The following is a 15,941-nucleotide window of genomic DNA, read 5'->3' on the forward strand; positions in this document are numbered from 1 at the left end:
GGGATGGGTTTCAGCTCCTGGAGAGGGTCCGGGCCTGGTCGAGGAGGGGGCGCAGGCGCCGTTCCCTGAAGGGGTCCTGCTTCAGAGTTTGTTCGAGTGCCGCCAGAGCCCTGCGGGCAAGATCGATCCGCACCGAAGGTTGCCGCTCGCGGGCTGCCATGGCCGTGAGGATTTCGGCTTTCAGGGGCCGGATCCTGGCAAGGGCGGCGGGATAGTCGGGGTAATTGTCCGGCCGTGGGCGAAGCGTTCTGGCATCTCCGGTGATCCTGGGGGGCAGGAGCTGTTCAAGGGCCTTGTCCGCCGCGGCCAGGGCCTGGGCCAGGAGGGCATCGGGATCCTCGGCCCGGCCCGCGCCCAAGAGGCAAAGGGTGGCTAGCTGCTCCTGGTAGCCGGGAGTCCAGACGTAATCCTTGAGCACGGGCTCCCGAAGGCAGGCCTGGGCCCCATCTAGGTAGGGCTGCGCCTCCGCCTTCGAGGTCTGGGCGTGACGAGCCAAGAGAAAGCTCAATTCAAGGGCATCGGGGAGATTGCGTGGCGGCATCCCGGCCCCCGCCTTGCCCAGGGCCACAAGGTCCTGACGCAGGTCCGCCCAGGAGGCTTCGTCCTCGAGCAATTGTGCCTTCTTGATGCGGATGCTCTTGGCAAGCCCGCTCTTGTAGATGTCATAGGAGTCCATTTTCGGCAGGGCGGCTTGCGCCCGTGCGATCCAGGGTGACGGGTCACCATGGTCAAGCCAGACATGCTCGGCGGCCAGCAGATCGAGGTTGGCGAGGGCGTACCATTCCGGGACGGTCGCGGGATGGAAGACCTCATGGATGTCCTGGATGCAGGGAACGGGATTTGCCCCCGTTTCCGCAAGGGCCTGAGCCGCGGCGGCACACGCCATGAACCTTTCGGATGCGTTCCCCGTCCAGGCCTCCTTGGCGCACCCCGCGCAGGCATCGACCATGGACTGGGGCGGCCGGACTCCGTAATAGCTGCATTTCCTCAGGAACACGGCTGCGGCTTCGAGAAACGCCCGCGGGCCCTGTCCGTCGAGGTTGGATGCACTGAGCGTGCGGAGACCCTGGAGATCCCGGGCCACCGGCGCGGGATCCAGGCCGGAGGCCAGGTGGAGCGACAGCACGTGCTTGGTCAGGAACTGGGAATACTGCAGGATCAGGGTCGGATCATCGGGGCGGATCTGGAGGCCTTCGTCCAGCAGAACCCGCGTCTGGGCGAGAAGCTCACGGGTGGGCTCGGTCTCCCTGGTCGGCAGGGAATTCTCCCTCATGTACTCCGTCGCCAGGGCGCCATAGACTTTGGGGAGACTGGGCGCGATGCGTTTGACTTCCCCCAGAAGCTCCCGGACGCGCTTCCGGCAGGATTCTGCCTCCTGGAGCCCGGGCGGAGAATACGTGGGCGACTTGAGGCTCGCCGTGGTCACCAGCAACTCGGCCTTGAAGGAAAGGGCTGCGGCCTCCTCGAACATGCCTTCCAGGTCGTTGGGAAACTGGGCCCGGTAGGCCTGGATCAGGCCCAGCAACCGGTCGGGGTTGCTCCCATCCAGGATCTTGGCATCGGCCAGATCCACGAGGAACCTCAACCGCGCCTGGTCGAGGCTGCCCCTGCCTTTGAGCAGGGTCCGCGCTGGGTCCAAGTACTGGCGCCGGACCTCCTCGGCGCGATCCGGGTTGGCGCTGTCGTGCAGCCCCGGAACGAAACTCCAGGTCGCCTTCCGGTAGGTGGCCAGCATGGCGACGGCCAACCAGGAACGCGCGCTTTCGGTCTGGTACCCCATGTCCCAGGCCTTCTGGAAGTACATCACGGCCTGGTCTTCATCGTCCTCAAGCAGGAAATGGGCTTGCCCCAGGGCGAGGCAGGCGGGCCCCTGGGCTGCGGGGCCCCCACGACGCCTGGCGTCCTCGAGCTTCTCGATGAAGACCGCGGCCTCCCGGAGTGCGGGGCGGAGGTCGTGGGCCGGAAGGCGGTAGCTCCGGTCCAGGTGCGCGCCAAGCTGGTCGACGAGGTTCTGAAAATGGTGGTCCCATTCCGCCTGTTGCGAAATGAAGGTCGAGTGGCGAACGAAGAACGCCAGCGAGCCCACCAGGAGTGCCAGGCTCAGGCCAATGACCCACTGAAGCTTGCGGTTTCGCTGGAACCATTTGGCAAGGCGGTAGGTCCCCGCCTTGCCCATGGCCCCCACGGCCTCGCCCCGCAGGAAGCGATCCAGGTCGTCCGCCAGGTCCCGGGCACTGGCGTAACGGTCCTGGGGGCGTTTTTCCATGCATTTGGCCACGATCCTCGCGAGGTCCGGGGCGACCTGCGGAACCCGCCGGCGCAGGGGAATGGGCGGCGCCTTGGCCATGGCCTCCAGGAGGCCCGGGAAGTCGTGGGCCTCGAAGGGAATGGCGCCGGCCAGCAGCACGTAGAGCATCACCCCGAGGGCATAGACATCCGCCCCGGGCCCGATCAAGGCCGGATCCCGGGCCAGCTGCTCCGGGCTGGTGTACGGCGGAGTCCCAAGGTTGCAGCCGCTGGAGGGTCTGGGGGAAGCTCCAGACACCATGCCGAAATCGCTGATGACGGGATGGAAGATCCCATCCTCGTGCCTTTCCATGAGGACGTTGTTGAGCTTCAGGTCGAGGTGGATGAGGCCCTTCTGGTGCGCGACGTGGATGCCCTGCGCGATGTCCCGGATGATCCGGGCCTTCTCGGCCAGATCGATGCTGGGCGCCATCTGCGCCAGGGTTGGGCCCTCCACGAGCTGCATGACCAGGTAGCCCTGGCCGACCTCATAGACCCGACAGACGTTGGGGTGTTCGACCTTCGCTTGGGCGCGGGCCTCCTCCAGGATGGGCCCCCGCGGATCCTTGAGCGCCTTGATCGCCACGTGCCGCTGGAGCAGGGTGTCAAACCCCTTGTAGACGTAGGCGCTGGCCCCTTCCCCGACAGGGGTCAGGTCTTGGTAACGGTCCCCCAGGCCCTTGAGCTCGCCGATGGGAGCGGGACCCTTGAACAGTGGATCGGCCCAGGACCCGGCCTCGCCGCCGATGGCCTCCCAGGCCAGGGTGTTGACCATGGCCCCCGACAACCGGCCCGAAGCCACAAGGGAGGCCAGTTCCGCCCCCCAGTAGTCAGCCTCGCGGCCACCCTCGGTGGCGAGGGGCCCGTCGTCTTCCCGGCGCTCCTCCCCCACAAGTCCGTGGGACTGGGCCTCCTTAAGGACGCGGGATGTCAGGTTCAAGGAGAACATGGAGTGTGGATCTCGGTCTTCGCTGGGGCCGGGTGGAAGACAGGATAGCTTACGCATCCTCCGCCCGTTGCTATGAAGGCATACGGGAGAACCCAGGTCCGGCTTATCAGATCGGTTTCTTCGAGAAACGGCGAGATGCCTCCAGGATCAGCGTGGCAGTCGCGAAGAGCACCAAGGCAAGGTGCAGGATTTCGCCCGCCGCCGGGCTCCAGCCGAACCACCCTGAGACCTTGGTGGCGGCATAGTCCAAAGCGAAAGAAAGGACGCAGGTAAGGAACATGAACCCGGCCAAGCTGCTGGGAATGCCCTCACTCAGGACCCCGATGAGGAGGCCGCAGGCCATGGCCAGCAGGATCCCCGGGATCCGCATGAGCAGGAGGATCCTGAACAGGGCGGCGGCATCGAGGGGCAACCTTGCCAGGGCGGCGTTGACCAGGAACAGGGCCCCGACTCCAACGCACAGAGTGGCTGTCAGGATGATCGCCATTCCCGCGCCCCTGGCCAGGAGGAAGTAGGCCCTGGGCACGGGCCGGATGGCGAACAGGATCGGTACGCCCTGCTGGAGGTCGGAGGTCAGGGAAGCCGTCACGACGGATCCCGTGAGGAGGGCAGTGAACAGAGCCGTCAACGTGAGCAGCATCGTCGCAATCACTTGGACATGATCGCGGCTTGCCAGCAGGGCGATCGGCATCAGAAGTGCGACGCACACGAGCACCACTTGGATCAGCCGGCTGCGCCGGAGGTGTGTCAATTCATCAAGAATCAGCAGCGTCAGCATGCCATGCCCTCCTCTTCCTGCTCCCGGGCCCCCTCCGTGGGGCTCCCCGTCATCTGCCCCACGATGGCTTCCAGGGATGGGACGAGGGGCTTGACGAAACGGATCCCATGGCCGCTTGCGATGACCTGGCCGAGCAGGCCGGTCGCAACGGCGAGCAGGTCCGCACCAGCGACTGGGTGCAGGCGCATGACATTGGGCGCCATCAGTTCAAGTCGCGCCACGCCGGGGAGGGCGCTCAGCCGGGCATGGGGAAGGATGCCGGTGAAGCCGATTTCCACCGCTTCGGCATCCCTGTGCTCCGCTTTCAGCGCGTCGACCGTGCCATCGAAGATCAGGCGCCCGTTCCGGATGACCAGGAGCCGCTGCATCAATTCCTCGACGTCGGCGAGGATGTGGCTCGAGAAGATGATGGCGACGCCCTTGCGGTTCAGTTCGGCAAGCACGCCCTTGACGTGTTGGCGTCCACCCGGATCGAGGTGATTGAACGGTTCGTCCAGGATCATCAACTTTGGCTCGTTCAGCATGGCCTGGGCCAGACCCAACCGCTGCTTCATGCCCCGAGAAAAGGTGCCGACCCGGGTCTCGGCCTTCGGGCTTAGGCCCACCTGCTGCAGAACCTCCCGAATTCTCTGCCGGAGCGGCGCCTCTGAGATCCCCGAAAGCCTCCCGAACAACCACAGCGTCTCCCACGCCGTTCGCCAGGGGGCAAAGGCCACGTCCTGGGGGAGGTAGGAGATCTGTCCCAGGATGCTCTTCCGGTCCAGGGGCTGACGCATTCCCGAGATCCGGACGTCGCCTCCGAAGGCCGTCTCCATGCCGGTCAGGATCCGCATGGTCGTGGTCTTCCCAGCGCCGTTGGGGCCGACGTAGCCGATGATCTCGCCGGGGGAAATGGCAAAGGACACTTTGTCCAGAGCGGTGGTTTCGCCGAACCGCTTGGTCAGGCCCTCCGCCACGACAAGGGAAGGAGGGGAAGGCAGTGCATGGCTGATCATGGTTCACCTGGATAGCTTCGTTCCGGTGGCCCTGACGCAGGCCGGGGAGAGGGATCCCGTGACCCCTCTCCCCGGCCTGCACCCAAGGGCCGGATCCTCGATCAATGCTGCTTCGCGGCGGCGGACCGGTACTCTTTCAGCTTGGCTTCCTCTTCCGCCAACTTGGATTTGATCATGGCGCCCGCATCGGGATGCTCCTTGAGAATTTCGGGGATCCTGGCGCGGAGCTGCTTGATGTCAGCGGCCTTGCTCTTCGCGGCACCCTTGAAATCGCCGGCCTTGGCCTGAACCTTGGCCAGCATCCCGTACCAGACTTTATCCTTCTTCACCAGCTCCTTCAGTTCCGTGGCCGCGTTGGTGTACCAGGACTTGGCCAGCCCATCCGCAGCGGCGATCTGGCCGAGGTAGGTGATGGTCAGGTCCGGCCGTTCTTTGTGCATCCGATCGAACATCTCCTGGGCGGCGTTGGGATCGAGGCGAAGCAGGGCCATGAATTTGAAATAGCCGCCCCAATCCTTTGAAACCGGATCAAGCGCCTTGTATTTCGGGAGCAGGTCCATGACCCCCTGCCAATTGTTGGCCGCCATCTCCTTGCCGATGGCCCTCTCGACCTCGGCGTTGGCATCCGCGGCAGCCTTCTCCGCGACGGGGTCGAAGGTGCCCGCCGCCACCTTCTCAAGCACAGGCTCCATGGCCATGGGATGCCCCTGCCAGACCAGGCGGCCCGAGCCGTCCACGATGAAGGTCGCCGGAATGCCCTCCAGGCCTGCGGCCTTCATCCAGTTCGTGTTCATCTGCTCATCACGGGTGTCGCGGCAGACCAGGTAGTCCATGGTCGCGCCCTTCTCCTTGACGAAGTCTTTCACCTTCTGGTCCATGTCCTCGGGCGTCTTGCCGGTTTCGAGGACATTGACGCCGATGAACGTGATCTTGCCGGCGTACTTCTTCGCAAAGCCCGATACGTGGGGAATCGCGGCTTTGCAGGGTCCGCACCACGTCGCCCAGAATTCCAGGACGTACACCTGGCCCTTGGCCAGGGCGGACAGAGGCTCGCCCTTGATCCAGGTGCCAGGCGTGAAGGCCGGTGCCATATCGCCGACCTTGAGGTTGACGGCGGCCGCCTGGGCCGTCGGCGCCTGGGCGGCAGCGGGGACGGAGAGGGCGAGGCAGGACGTGGCGAGAAGGAGCACTGTCCCTCGCCACTGAGAAAGTCGGGGCATGAAGTCCTCCTGGGGATAAACCGATTCTGTTTCGGCTGCCAAGTATTCGCCCCACCCCCTAGCGGGTCCTACTCCGGTTTCGGACTTTGGACATGCACCGGTTTCAAAGCCGGCCATCACCCGGCCGATTCCACCCGCGGGGCGGGGCCCCGGAGGAGAAGGGGCTCACCGAGGGCCCCGGCCCGGTCCAGGCGGGTCTCCCACCGCCAGGCCAGCGAAAGTCAAGCGATCCGGATCGCGAAAAGTATTCTGGAGTGGAGTATCGTCTGGGTCATCTCCACCCAGTGAGCGAGCCGCCATGATCCTCCAGGCCGACCTCCGACATCTGATCTGCACGCTCTCCGACGCGCTCGATCTGGTGGGCGTGGACGACGTGGGCCACGGCAAGCGGGTGGGCGTCATGGCCGCGGAGTGCGGAAGGCGGGCCGGGCTGGCCCCGGAAGAGGTCACCTTCCTCTTCGACCTCGGCATGCTCCACGACATCGGCGTGTCGTCCACCCAGGTCCACCACAACATCATCACCACCTTCGCCGCACCGGACGTCCAGGCCCACTGCGATACCGGCGCCGGGCTGCTAGCCAGCTTCCAGCCCCTGGCCTCCCTCGCCCCGGCGGTGAAGCGCCACCACACCCCCTGGACGCGGCTCATGGAGGAGGGGATCGACCCCGCCCTCGCCTGGCAGGCCAACCTGGTCTTCCTGGTGGACCGGGTGGACGCCCTGGCCGTCACCCACCATTCCCAGGGCTCGCCCATCCTCCATGCCCCGGAGATCCGGGAGCGGATCCGGCAGCATTCGGGTACTGATTTCAACCCGGAGCTGGTGGACCTGTTCCTGGAGACGTCGGGCTCAGAGGCCTTCTGGCTGATGCTGGAACCCCGGCCCATGAACGACTTCATCCAGGAGGTGCACAGCCAGCGGCTGGGCTACGCGGCCAGCATGGGCGACCTCAGGCAGCTGGCGGAGATCTTCTCGCGCATCGTCGATGCCAAGAGCCCCTTCACCGCCGAGCACTCCCTGGGCGTGGCCGAGCTGTCACGGTTCCTGGCCCGGAAGATGGAGCTGGGGGAGAGCAGCCAGCGGAAGCTCGAGATCGCGGGGCTGCTGCACGACGTGGGGAAGCTCCGCGTGCCGGACGAGATCCTGGACAAGCCGGGCCAGCTGGACTGGCAGGAACGGCAGGTCATCAACACCCACAGCTTCGAGACCTACCAGATCCTGCGCCACCTCCACGGGTTCGAGGAGATCGCCCAGTGGACCGCCCACCACCACGAGGCTCCGGGCGGCGGCGGCTACCCCTTCCACCTCGATGCCAGCCTCCTGCCCCTGGAGGCCCGCATCCTCCGCATCGCGGACATCTTCCAGGCCATGGTGCAGGACCGGCCCTACCGGAGGGGGCTCAACCAGACCCAGGCCCTGGCCTTCATGACGAACCTCTCGGCCCGGGGACTGGCGGAGCCGGAGATCGTGGCCCACCTCGTCTCCTGCGGCGGCGAGGCCATGGCCGCGGCCCATGCCGGCGTCCGCCGCGACCAGGCCTGAGGGACCCTCCTACTGGCAGAGTTTCCCGCCCAGCGGCTTCCCGCCCAGCAGGTGGAAGTGCAGGTGGAAGACCGTCTGACCACCATCGGCGCCGCAGTTGCTGATGAGGCGCCAGCCGCTGGCCTGGATCCCGTGCTCCGCAGCCAGCTTCGCGGCCAGGCGGGGCACCCGGGCGGCCGCGGCCTCGGCCTCCGGGGTCAGGTCCCCCAGGCCCTCGCAGTGGACCTTCGGAATGATCAACAGGTGGACCGGCGCCTGCGGGAAGATGTCCTTGAAGGCGATGAGAGTATCGTCTTCGTACACGATGGCCGAAGGGATCTCCTTCCGTGCGATCTTGCAGAACAGGCACTCGCTCGTAGGGGCGCTCATCAGGACCTCCGATGTTTCACATCATCTTGCACCAGCCTGAGATTCCGCAGAACACGGGAAGCATCGGCCGCCTCTGCGTGAACAACGGGGCGAAGCTCCACCTCGTGCATCCGCTGGGCTTCGAGACCACGGACGCCCAGGTGCGCCGGGCCGGCCTGGACTACTGGGAGAAGCTGGACCCCACCCACTATGAGAACTGGGAGGACTTCCTGGCGCGGAATCCCGCGAAGCGGCTCTGGTTCTTCAGCACCAAGGGGGCCCGGCGCCACACCCAGGTGCCCTGGGCCTACGGCGATGGCCTGGTCTTCGGCCGCGAGACGGTGGGCCTGCCCGATGACCTGCTTGAGGCCAACCGGGACCACCTCGTGCGCATCCCCATGCTGGGCGACCACCATCGCAGCCTCAACCAGGCCCAGGCCGCGGCCATTGGCCTTTACGAGGCCCTGAGGCAGACTGAGAACTGGTAAACCCGGGAGTCCCCATGAGCCAAGCGCCGATCCGCGTCGTCATCGCCAAGCCCGGCCTCGACGGCCATGACCGCGGCGCCAAGGTCGTGGCCCGGGCTCTGCGGGATGCCGGCATGGAGGTGATCTACACCGGCCTGCGCCAGACGCCTCAGCAGATCGCCGCCGCCGTGGTGCAGGAAGATGCCCGCGTGCTGGGCATGAGCATTCTCAGCGGCGCCCACAACCAGATCTTCCCCGAGGTGCTGCGGCTGCTCAAGGAACAGGGCGCGGACGACGTGCTGGTCTTCGCCGGCGGCATCATCCCCGACGAGGACATCCCCGCACTCAAGGCCGCGGGCATCCGCGAGATCTTCCAGCCCGGCACCAACACCGACGACATCGTGGCCTTCATCCGCAGCGCGATCCACGACTGATGGCCAAGACCAGCCCGCTTTACGAATGCACGGCCTGCGGCGCGCGCCACCCCAAGGCCATGGGGAAGTGCACGGCCTGCGGCTCCTGGGATACCGTGCAGGAAGTCCGCGGTGCCCTGAAGCGCGACCTCCAACGGGCGGGCTCGGCCTACGCGCAAAGCCATTACTCAGGCCCCATCGCCCTCCCCGATGTGGATGTCTCCGACACCCAGCGCATCCCCACGGGCCTGCGCGAGCTGGACCGCGTCCTGGGCGGCGGCGTGGTGCCCGGCATGGTGGCCCTGCTGGGCGGCGAGCCGGGCATCGGCAAGTCGACGCTGCTGCTGCAGTGGGCCGCCACGACCTCGGGCACGGTGCTCTACGCCAGCGGCGAGGAGAGCGAGCGCCAGATCAAGCTGCGGGCCCAGCGCCTGGGCGCGGAGAACCCGGGCATCCATCTGCTGGCCGAAACGGACGTGCGGCGCATCCTCGAGGAGGCCGAGCGCATGAAACCGGGCCTGCTGCTGGTGGACAGCATCCAGACCCTCTTCGATCCCGACTTCGAAAGCAGCGCGGGCAGCGTGAGCCAGGTGCGGGGCTGCGCCGCCCTGCTCACCCGCTGGGCCAAGACCACGGGTACGCCCCTGGTCCTGGTGGGCCACGTCACCAAGGACGGCAGCCTCGCCGGCCCCAAGGTGCTCGAACATCTCGTGGACACCGTGCTGGCCTTCGAGGGTGACCGGCACCACCACCACCGCCTGCTGCGAGCCCTCAAGAACAGATTCGGCGCCGCCTTCGAGCTGGGCGTCTTCGCCATGACGGAAAAGGGCCTGGTGCCCGCCGAGGGCAATCCCTTCTTCCTGGATGCCGAGCCGCGGCCCGGCTGCGCGGCCACCGTGGTGCTCAGCGGCACGCGGCCCATGGTGGTGGAGATCCAGGCCCTGGTGGCTTCCGCGGGCCTGGGCATCCCCCGCCGCACGGCCCTGGGCATCGATGGCCAGCGGCTGGCCATGCTCTGCGCCGTGGCCGAGCGCCGCGGCGGCGTGCAGCTGCACGACCGCGACGTCTACGTGAACGTCGCCGGCGGCCTGGAGATCGAGGATCCCGCCGCGGACCTGGCCGTCATCGCCGCGCTGTGCAGCAGTGCAGGCGGCCGGCTGTTGGCGGAGAAGTGCCTCTTCATGGGCGAGGTGGGCCTCACGGGCGAGGTGCGTCCCGTGGCCCAGCTGCCCCTGCGCCTCCAGGAGGGCGCCCGCCTGGGTTTCGCCTGCGCCGCCGTGCCCAGGCTGGGCTTCGAAGGCAAGAGCCCCCTGGAGCTGTTCCTGGAGACCAGCGTCGAGCGCCTGCGCGGCAAGGCTTGGCTCAAGGGCGTGGTGGAGGAGTAGGAACGGTTCCAGGTGAGTTAATTCGAACTTCGATCAAATAATGACGAATTAAATCTATGATTGGTAATTAGACCTACGAGGCTTTGGAAGTCGTGAGGAGGCTCGTGCACGATCTTGCAACCCTTGGTCAGAGGTGAGAATTTCTACTTCGAACCGACGATCCATATAAAATTGTGCGATCAATTCAATTGTAAAATCCCCAAAAGAGACCCCGTGCTTAATGCTATCAGGCCATTCGGCAACTATACGCTCGATGTTTGGTGGCTCCCAAATGATGCTCTGCTCATTGAATATTCCCCAAGGTGAATCTCCATTAATTGCTTGTTTCAATAATTCCATAAGCAAGTTTGCACATTTTACATTTGAGGTTTGAGCGATATGGTTCCCGGTTTCAATTAAAGCGGCGATCGGCAGAATAAAAATGAACCCTTTTGTTTTTTTTACATCAATAAGGTTTTGAATCCTTCCTTGGTCCCAAGGATCAGATTTTGGGCCCGTAACATCCATACCCGGCACACCCAGCCAAGTACAAACCATACTAGAGTCCAGGATCAATACTTGCTTATTCATGCTTGGCTACCATTTAACTTAGACAAAGCATTTTCAATTACTCCACGGCTAGACAATTTCCCAACTGAATTACTTGCAAGGAGCTTTGCTAGCGGTTCAATGTCATCAAGCAAAGAAATATGGCTATTCCCAGTAATTGAATCTCTATGCGCTATCGCTATAAAGGCTAGCATTTCTGGCCCCATCTCATCCAACAGCGTTGCATTATGAGTTGTGATCAGGAGGTCAATATGTCGCTTTGCACTCAGTTTTTTCAACATGTTAATTAGAATTTTTGCTCGTGATGGATGGAGCCCATTATCTACTTCTTCGATCACGAGTAGACTCTGAATTGGTCGAGTAAGCAGTGCTGTGACAATCGCAATAAATCTTAAAGTTCCATCCGACATTCCTCTTGCATCTACAATTTGGTTTTTTGAGTCTGCATTCCAACCCTCTTCACAGTAAAGCATTGCATCGCTATTATATTTTCCGACAGCCTCGGCGAATACATGCTTAATGTCTTTTTCAGGGAGTGCCCTCGTAAATTCAGTTATTTGAGCTTCAATCTCAGCTTTTTCTTTGGGCGGAAAAGCTGCCAAAACACCAGCCACATTATTTGCATCCGGTTCTAATTCATCGGATAACTTTCGATAATCTCTCATATGACTTGGAATGGGATCGAGTATAAATATTTTCTTAAAATCAGATACCAGTAGAGAGACCCCTTCAGATATATCTAATGCTAGTTCAGTATTATTCAATTGAAATAATAATGAACTAGAACGAGTCATAAATCTTACCGTACCACTCTTTCCATTATAGAGCCGCGCAGTTATTGTTGGAGATCCAATCGCACACAGATCTGTTCTTAATAATCCAACTTCAGCATTTTGAATAAATTTTCTCGTTCCATTTTTACTTACTTTATATTTTTTTCTAATAATTGATTCCGAATTGACTTCACATCGATTCGCATTAATCACACATTCAATAGTGTATGTATATTCACTGATAATTTCCAATTGATCTTGTTGAAAAGGTTCTACTGTTACACCAATTCGAAATTTATTTCCTGGGGACCTGGCAGCCCAATCCAATCCACCTCGAACGGCCGGCAGGTTTTGTTCGCCCCTTATGGACGATGTCAAATTAGTACCGCTAACACTTCGATAAAGGAACATTAATGCATCAAGTGCGTTACTTTTCCCACTCGCATTTGTGCCAATTAATACTGTCATTGGATCGAAATGTAATTCGCCTTTTTCAAAACTTTTCCAATTTTCTAAACTCAGCTTAGTAATCAAGAAGCCTCCAGAAAATTTTGTACTGCAAGGCAAACTCCAGGTCTAATCCAGAATTGAAGGCTGCGAGGGAGGACAGCATGAAGCTAGGTTATTCTCTTACGGCCATTACGACAATTCTGTTTGCGACAAATTCGTTTGATGGCTATGTAACCATCCGCTCTGTATTACTGCAGAGAACGGTGCGTCTGGTTGTTCATGTGCCCACTGCGGCCGTCCAAGGCGGATGGCGGTCCACCCATCCCGAGTCCCCCATGCAGCTGGTGCTCTTCCTTCCGGGTGCCTGGGACGGCCCCGAGGACTTCCTGCGCGAAGGCCTGGAGACCTTCCTGACTGACCAGGAATCGAAAGGCGAGCTGCCGCCCAGCCTCTGGGTGGCGGTCACCCACTTCCAGAGCTGGTACGCGGATCGCCTGGATGGCTCCTTTCCCTACGAGCGCTTCCTCATGGACGAGCTGCTGCCCCTGCTGGAGGCCCAGCATCCGGGCTTTGGCGGAACGCCGAGGGCCCGCTCCATCGCGGGCCTGAGCATGGGCGGCTTCGGGGCCCTGAACCTCGCGGCCCGCACCAAGGCCTTCTCCCGCTGCCTCGCCCTGTCCCCGGCTTTCGTGAAGGCCCCCTTCACCAGCTACCAGTGGTTCATCCGACGCAGCCTGCGCCGGACCTTCCCCCAGGATCCCGCCCTTTTCGCCCCGTGGAATCCCTGGACGCACCTTGGAGGTGAGACCGAGCTGGTGATCGGCGCCGGGACCGAGGACCGGTACCACCTGGCCGGAGCCTGCCGCGACTTCGCGCAGCGCTGCGAGGAGCGGGGCCGTCCGGTCCACCTGGACCTGCGCCCAGGTGGTCATGACTGGACCTACTGGACCCCCACCTTCAAGGACTGGATGCCGTGGCTCATCCGCGTGCCGGACAGTGGCACGGGCAGGAATCCCGGCCCCGGCACCCCGGCCCCCAGCCTGGTCAGGGAATAACGAGGGACGCCACAGCCGTGATTCTCCAGGTGCCTTCCGGGCCGATTGGATCTAGGCTCGACCGATGACCTGGAAGCCGCGTCCCCGGGCAGGGGTGGATCACCTCGCCCTGCCCCTCGATCCCCGCCAGGGCTACCTGCTCTCGCTGCTGGATGGCGCCCTCGACGTGCCGACCCTCGCCGCCCTCATGAACCTGGGTGAGGATGAGGTCACCAGCCTGCTTGATGACTTGGTACGCATGGGCGCCGTGGCGTCGCTGAACCAAGCGCCCGCGGCGCGCCCTGCGATGGAGGCCGACCCAGAGCCGGTCCCAGCGCCGGAGGCCACAGTGGATCCAGAAGCCACGGATCCGACGGAAGAGGATCCCCTCGCCGCCGGCAGGGCCACGACCCACCGCCAGCTCTTCGAGTTGCACCTGCACGGCCGGCCCCAGGATGAGCGGGTGGCCCAGGCGAAGGTGGCGGTGGAGCCCGATCTCTGCGCCTGGTGCTTCGACCCCACAGCGGAGGTCATCCGGGCCGTGCTGGAGAACCCCCGGGTGGGCGGCCTCCACGCCCGGCTCATCGCGGCCCACCACCGCACCACGGCCGGGCTGGAGGCCCTCGGCGGGCGCCCGGCCTTCACCCAGGATGGCGGCGTGCGCCGCGCCCTGCTGCAGAACCCCCTCCTGCCTCCGGGGCTCTACCGCCGCCTCTGGTCCACCAGGCGCCTGCTGGACCAGTACCTGGTGGCCATCTCCCGGGAGGCGCCGGAGCAGGTCCGCGCCATGGCCCGCGACGTATTGCGGGCCAGCTTCACCCAGCGGGCGGGCGAGGAGCGCGCGGAGCTCATCCTCTCCACGGAGGGCCGCTGCCTGGCCAGCCTCGTGGGCCTCACCATCGACAGCCACGCCACGGCCATCCTCTGCCGGCGCACCTACACCTCCACCCTGCTGGTCCAGAACATCGCCCGCTGGAGCGCGGCCCCGCCCCAGCTCATCGCCCACCTCCGCCGCCAGGACCTGGTGAAACGGAACCCAGTCCTGCGACAGATGCTGGAGCGGCATCCGAACGCAAGCTGAGCGAGGGCCGTTCTGAGGCCGATGGATCCCGCCCCGGGCTAATCCAGGCGGCCTGACCAACCGTAGCAAATGCACCCACCTCATGATCGCAGTCGGCCCCGCCTTTGCGCCAAGCCATGAGACCGTGCACCCCGTGAGGTTCTCGCCATGACAAGCCATTGCTTCCTCGGCAAGCCGGATCGAGTGGGCCGCAGCCTCCTGCCGATGCTTCTGGCCGCGATGCTGAGCGCGGAAACGCCCATCACGCGGATCGAGTGGTCGGACCTCCCTGCGGCCATCGTCGACAAGGCTCCCGACCTGCGCACGGGCTACCTCGTCGTCCCGGAGCGCCGCTTCCCCACCCCGGGCCAGCGCACGGTGAGGCTGCCGTTCATCATCATGAAGAGCCGGAGCGCATCCCCCCGGGCGGACCCGGTCCTCTTCACCGCGGGCGGTCCCGGGGGGAGCTCGCTCGGCGCGGCCAGGAACCGGCAGCGCAACCCGCTCCTCGATGAGCGCGACGTGATCCTCATCGAGCAGCGGGGCACGCACTGGGCCGAGCCGAGCCTCATGTCGCCTGCGATTGATGCCGCCCTGCGCTCCGGCTGGGGAAAGCGTCTCAACGGAGACCCCGAACCCGCCGCCGTCCGCCAGGCCATGGCCTCGACACTGCGGCAGTTCCGAAGCCAGGGCATCGACCTGGCGGGCTACACCACCCGGGAGAGCGCCGCCGACATCGCGGAACTGCGCCGGCTGCTCGCGATCCCCTCCTGGAACCTCTATGGCGTCTCCTACAGCACGAAGCTGATGCTGACGGTCCTGCGGGATCACCCCGAAGGCGTCCGTTCCGCCATCCTGGATTCGGTGCTGCCGCTGGAGGCCGACTGGGACGAGTCGGCCCCGGCCAACATCCTGGCCGTCCTGGAGCGCGTGCTGCAGGTCTGCACCGAGGACGCCTCCCTGCGAGAGCACTGTCCCGACCTGCGGAACCGCTTCCGGGGCCTGCTGACTGCGGCCAACCTGCACCCGGTCCCCATCGCGATCAAGAACCCCATGGATGGCACGCCGCTCACGGTGCGGCTCGACGGAGCGGGCATCATGAACTGCGTCTATGCGGCGCTCGAGTCCGCCGGCGGCATCCGCCGCCTGCCCCTGGTCCTCGATGCGGCTTGTCGCGGCGAGACCCAGGCCCTGGGGCCCTTCCTGGAGGAGTACCTGGGCTCCACCCAGGGCTCTGCCATCGGCATGCGGCTGGCCATCTGGTGCAACGAGGAATTCCCCTTCGAGCGGCCCGACCGGATGCTCCGCCCCTTGGGGCTGCCCCCCGAGTTGAAGACCTTCGTCCAGACGGCGGTCCATCCCGCGGCGCTGACCGATTGGCCACAGGGGCGACCTGATCCCGCCGAGAACCGGCCCGTGTCCAGCACCCTGCCAGTGCTCATCGCCGCCGGCGAATTCGACCCGGACACGCCCATCGCCTGGGCGCGCAGCACCTCAGCTCGGCTCCCCGGCGCGCACCTGATCGCGTTCGCCGGCATGTCCCACGTGCCCCTGTTCAGCCATCCCGAAGCGGCCCGCATCATGAAGGCCTTCCTGGCGGATCCCGCGCGTCGTCCGGAGCCGGGCACCATCGGAACCCGGCCCTCGTTCCTGCACGCGCTCCCATCGGCGAAATAAAAGCGGGGCCTAGACCC

Annotated in this window: 14 protein-coding genes; 7 read left to right on the plus strand and 7 right to left on the minus strand. The window is 64.1% G+C overall.

The features are described 5' to 3' along the window. Window positions 1–10: 10 nt before the first annotated feature. The 4 genes from QOZ81_RS10265 to QOZ81_RS10280 all read right to left on the minus strand — a co-directional run bounded on the left by QOZ81_RS10265 (window position 11) and on the right by QOZ81_RS10280 (window position 6,228). Window positions 11–3,235 (minus strand): serine/threonine-protein kinase, encoded by a 3,225-nt coding sequence (locus tag QOZ81_RS10265; protein WP_291207181.1) that lies wholly within the window; start codon window positions 3,233–3,235, stop codon window positions 11–13. Between the two features lie 106 nt (window positions 3,236–3,341). Further along, window positions 3,342–4,013, minus strand: a complete 672-nt coding sequence (locus tag QOZ81_RS10270) for a hypothetical protein (protein WP_291207178.1) — start codon at window positions 4,011–4,013, stop codon at window positions 3,342–3,344. Beyond that, complete coding sequence (locus tag QOZ81_RS10275; RefSeq protein WP_291207175.1) at window positions 4,007–5,008, minus strand: ABC transporter ATP-binding protein; 1,002 nt, start codon at window positions 5,006–5,008, stop codon at window positions 4,007–4,009. Before QOZ81_RS10275 ends, QOZ81_RS10270 begins: the two co-directional genes overlap by 7 nt. A gap of 101 nt (window positions 5,009–5,109) precedes the next feature. Then, window positions 5,110–6,228 (minus strand): TlpA disulfide reductase family protein, encoded by a 1,119-nt coding sequence (locus QOZ81_RS10280; protein WP_291207171.1) that lies wholly within the window; start codon window positions 6,226–6,228, stop codon window positions 5,110–5,112. A gap of 298 nt (window positions 6,229–6,526) precedes the next feature. Between QOZ81_RS10280 and QOZ81_RS10285 the strand changes: the two genes are divergently transcribed. After that, on the plus strand, window positions 6,527–7,768 hold the full coding sequence (locus QOZ81_RS10285; RefSeq protein WP_291207168.1) for an HD-GYP domain-containing protein: 1,242 nt from the start codon (window positions 6,527–6,529) through the stop codon (window positions 7,766–7,768). A gap of 9 nt (window positions 7,769–7,777) precedes the next feature. Here the strand turns inward: QOZ81_RS10285 and QOZ81_RS10290 are convergent, their stop codons facing one another. Then, window positions 7,778–8,137, minus strand: coding sequence for a histidine triad nucleotide-binding protein (locus QOZ81_RS10290; protein ID WP_291207165.1), 360 nt, complete (start codon window positions 8,135–8,137; stop codon window positions 7,778–7,780). Window positions 8,138–8,148: 11 nt separating this feature from the next. Between QOZ81_RS10290 and QOZ81_RS10295 the strand changes: the two genes are divergently transcribed. From QOZ81_RS10295 to radA, 3 genes are read left to right on the plus strand one after another with little or no spacing between them, the layout of a single operon-like run. Beyond that, window positions 8,149–8,604, plus strand: coding sequence for a tRNA (cytidine(34)-2'-O)-methyltransferase (locus tag QOZ81_RS10295; protein WP_291207162.1), 456 nt, complete (start codon window positions 8,149–8,151; stop codon window positions 8,602–8,604). Between the two features lie 14 nt (window positions 8,605–8,618). Continuing rightward, window positions 8,619–9,017, plus strand: coding sequence for a cobalamin B12-binding domain-containing protein (locus tag QOZ81_RS10300; RefSeq protein ID WP_291207159.1), 399 nt, complete (start codon window positions 8,619–8,621; stop codon window positions 9,015–9,017). Further along, a complete protein-coding gene (gene radA / locus QOZ81_RS10305; protein WP_291207156.1) occupies window positions 9,017–10,381 on the plus strand; it encodes a DNA repair protein RadA in 1,365 nt (454 codons plus the stop codon). The genes QOZ81_RS10300 and radA overlap by 1 nt, the downstream gene beginning before the upstream one ends. Before the next feature lie 54 nt (window positions 10,382–10,435). On the opposite strand, the gene QOZ81_RS10310 is transcribed toward radA, so the two are convergent. Together QOZ81_RS10310 and QOZ81_RS10315 are read right to left on the minus strand one after the other, a co-directional pair. Next, window positions 10,436–10,951, minus strand: a complete 516-nt coding sequence (locus QOZ81_RS10310; RefSeq protein WP_291207153.1) for a hypothetical protein — start codon at window positions 10,949–10,951, stop codon at window positions 10,436–10,438. Further along, window positions 10,948–12,237: an AAA family ATPase gene (locus QOZ81_RS10315; RefSeq protein WP_291207149.1), complete on the minus strand. Its 1,290-nt coding sequence runs from the start codon at window positions 12,235–12,237 to the stop codon at window positions 10,948–10,950. The genes QOZ81_RS10310 and QOZ81_RS10315 overlap by 4 nt, the downstream gene beginning before the upstream one ends. A gap of 251 nt (window positions 12,238–12,488) precedes the next feature. Between QOZ81_RS10315 and QOZ81_RS10320 the strand changes: the two genes are divergently transcribed. The 3 genes from QOZ81_RS10320 to QOZ81_RS10330 all read left to right on the plus strand — a co-directional run bounded on the left by QOZ81_RS10320 (window position 12,489) and on the right by QOZ81_RS10330 (window position 15,924). After that, window positions 12,489–13,208: an alpha/beta hydrolase gene (locus QOZ81_RS10320; protein WP_291207146.1), complete on the plus strand. Its 720-nt coding sequence runs from the start codon at window positions 12,489–12,491 to the stop codon at window positions 13,206–13,208. A 64-nt stretch (window positions 13,209–13,272) separates the two neighbouring features. Next, complete coding sequence (locus QOZ81_RS10325; RefSeq protein ID WP_291207143.1) at window positions 13,273–14,268, plus strand: hypothetical protein; 996 nt, start codon at window positions 13,273–13,275, stop codon at window positions 14,266–14,268. 147 nt (window positions 14,269–14,415) lie between these two features. After that, entirely contained in the window at window positions 14,416–15,924 is a 1,509-nt protein-coding gene (locus tag QOZ81_RS10330; RefSeq protein ID WP_291207140.1) for an alpha/beta hydrolase, read from the plus strand. Window positions 15,925–15,941 lie beyond the last annotated feature (17 nt).

Origin of the sequence: Geothrix sp., assembly GCF_030219325.1 — a bacterium.
GTDB lineage: Bacteria > Acidobacteriota > Holophagae > Holophagales > Holophagaceae > Geothrix.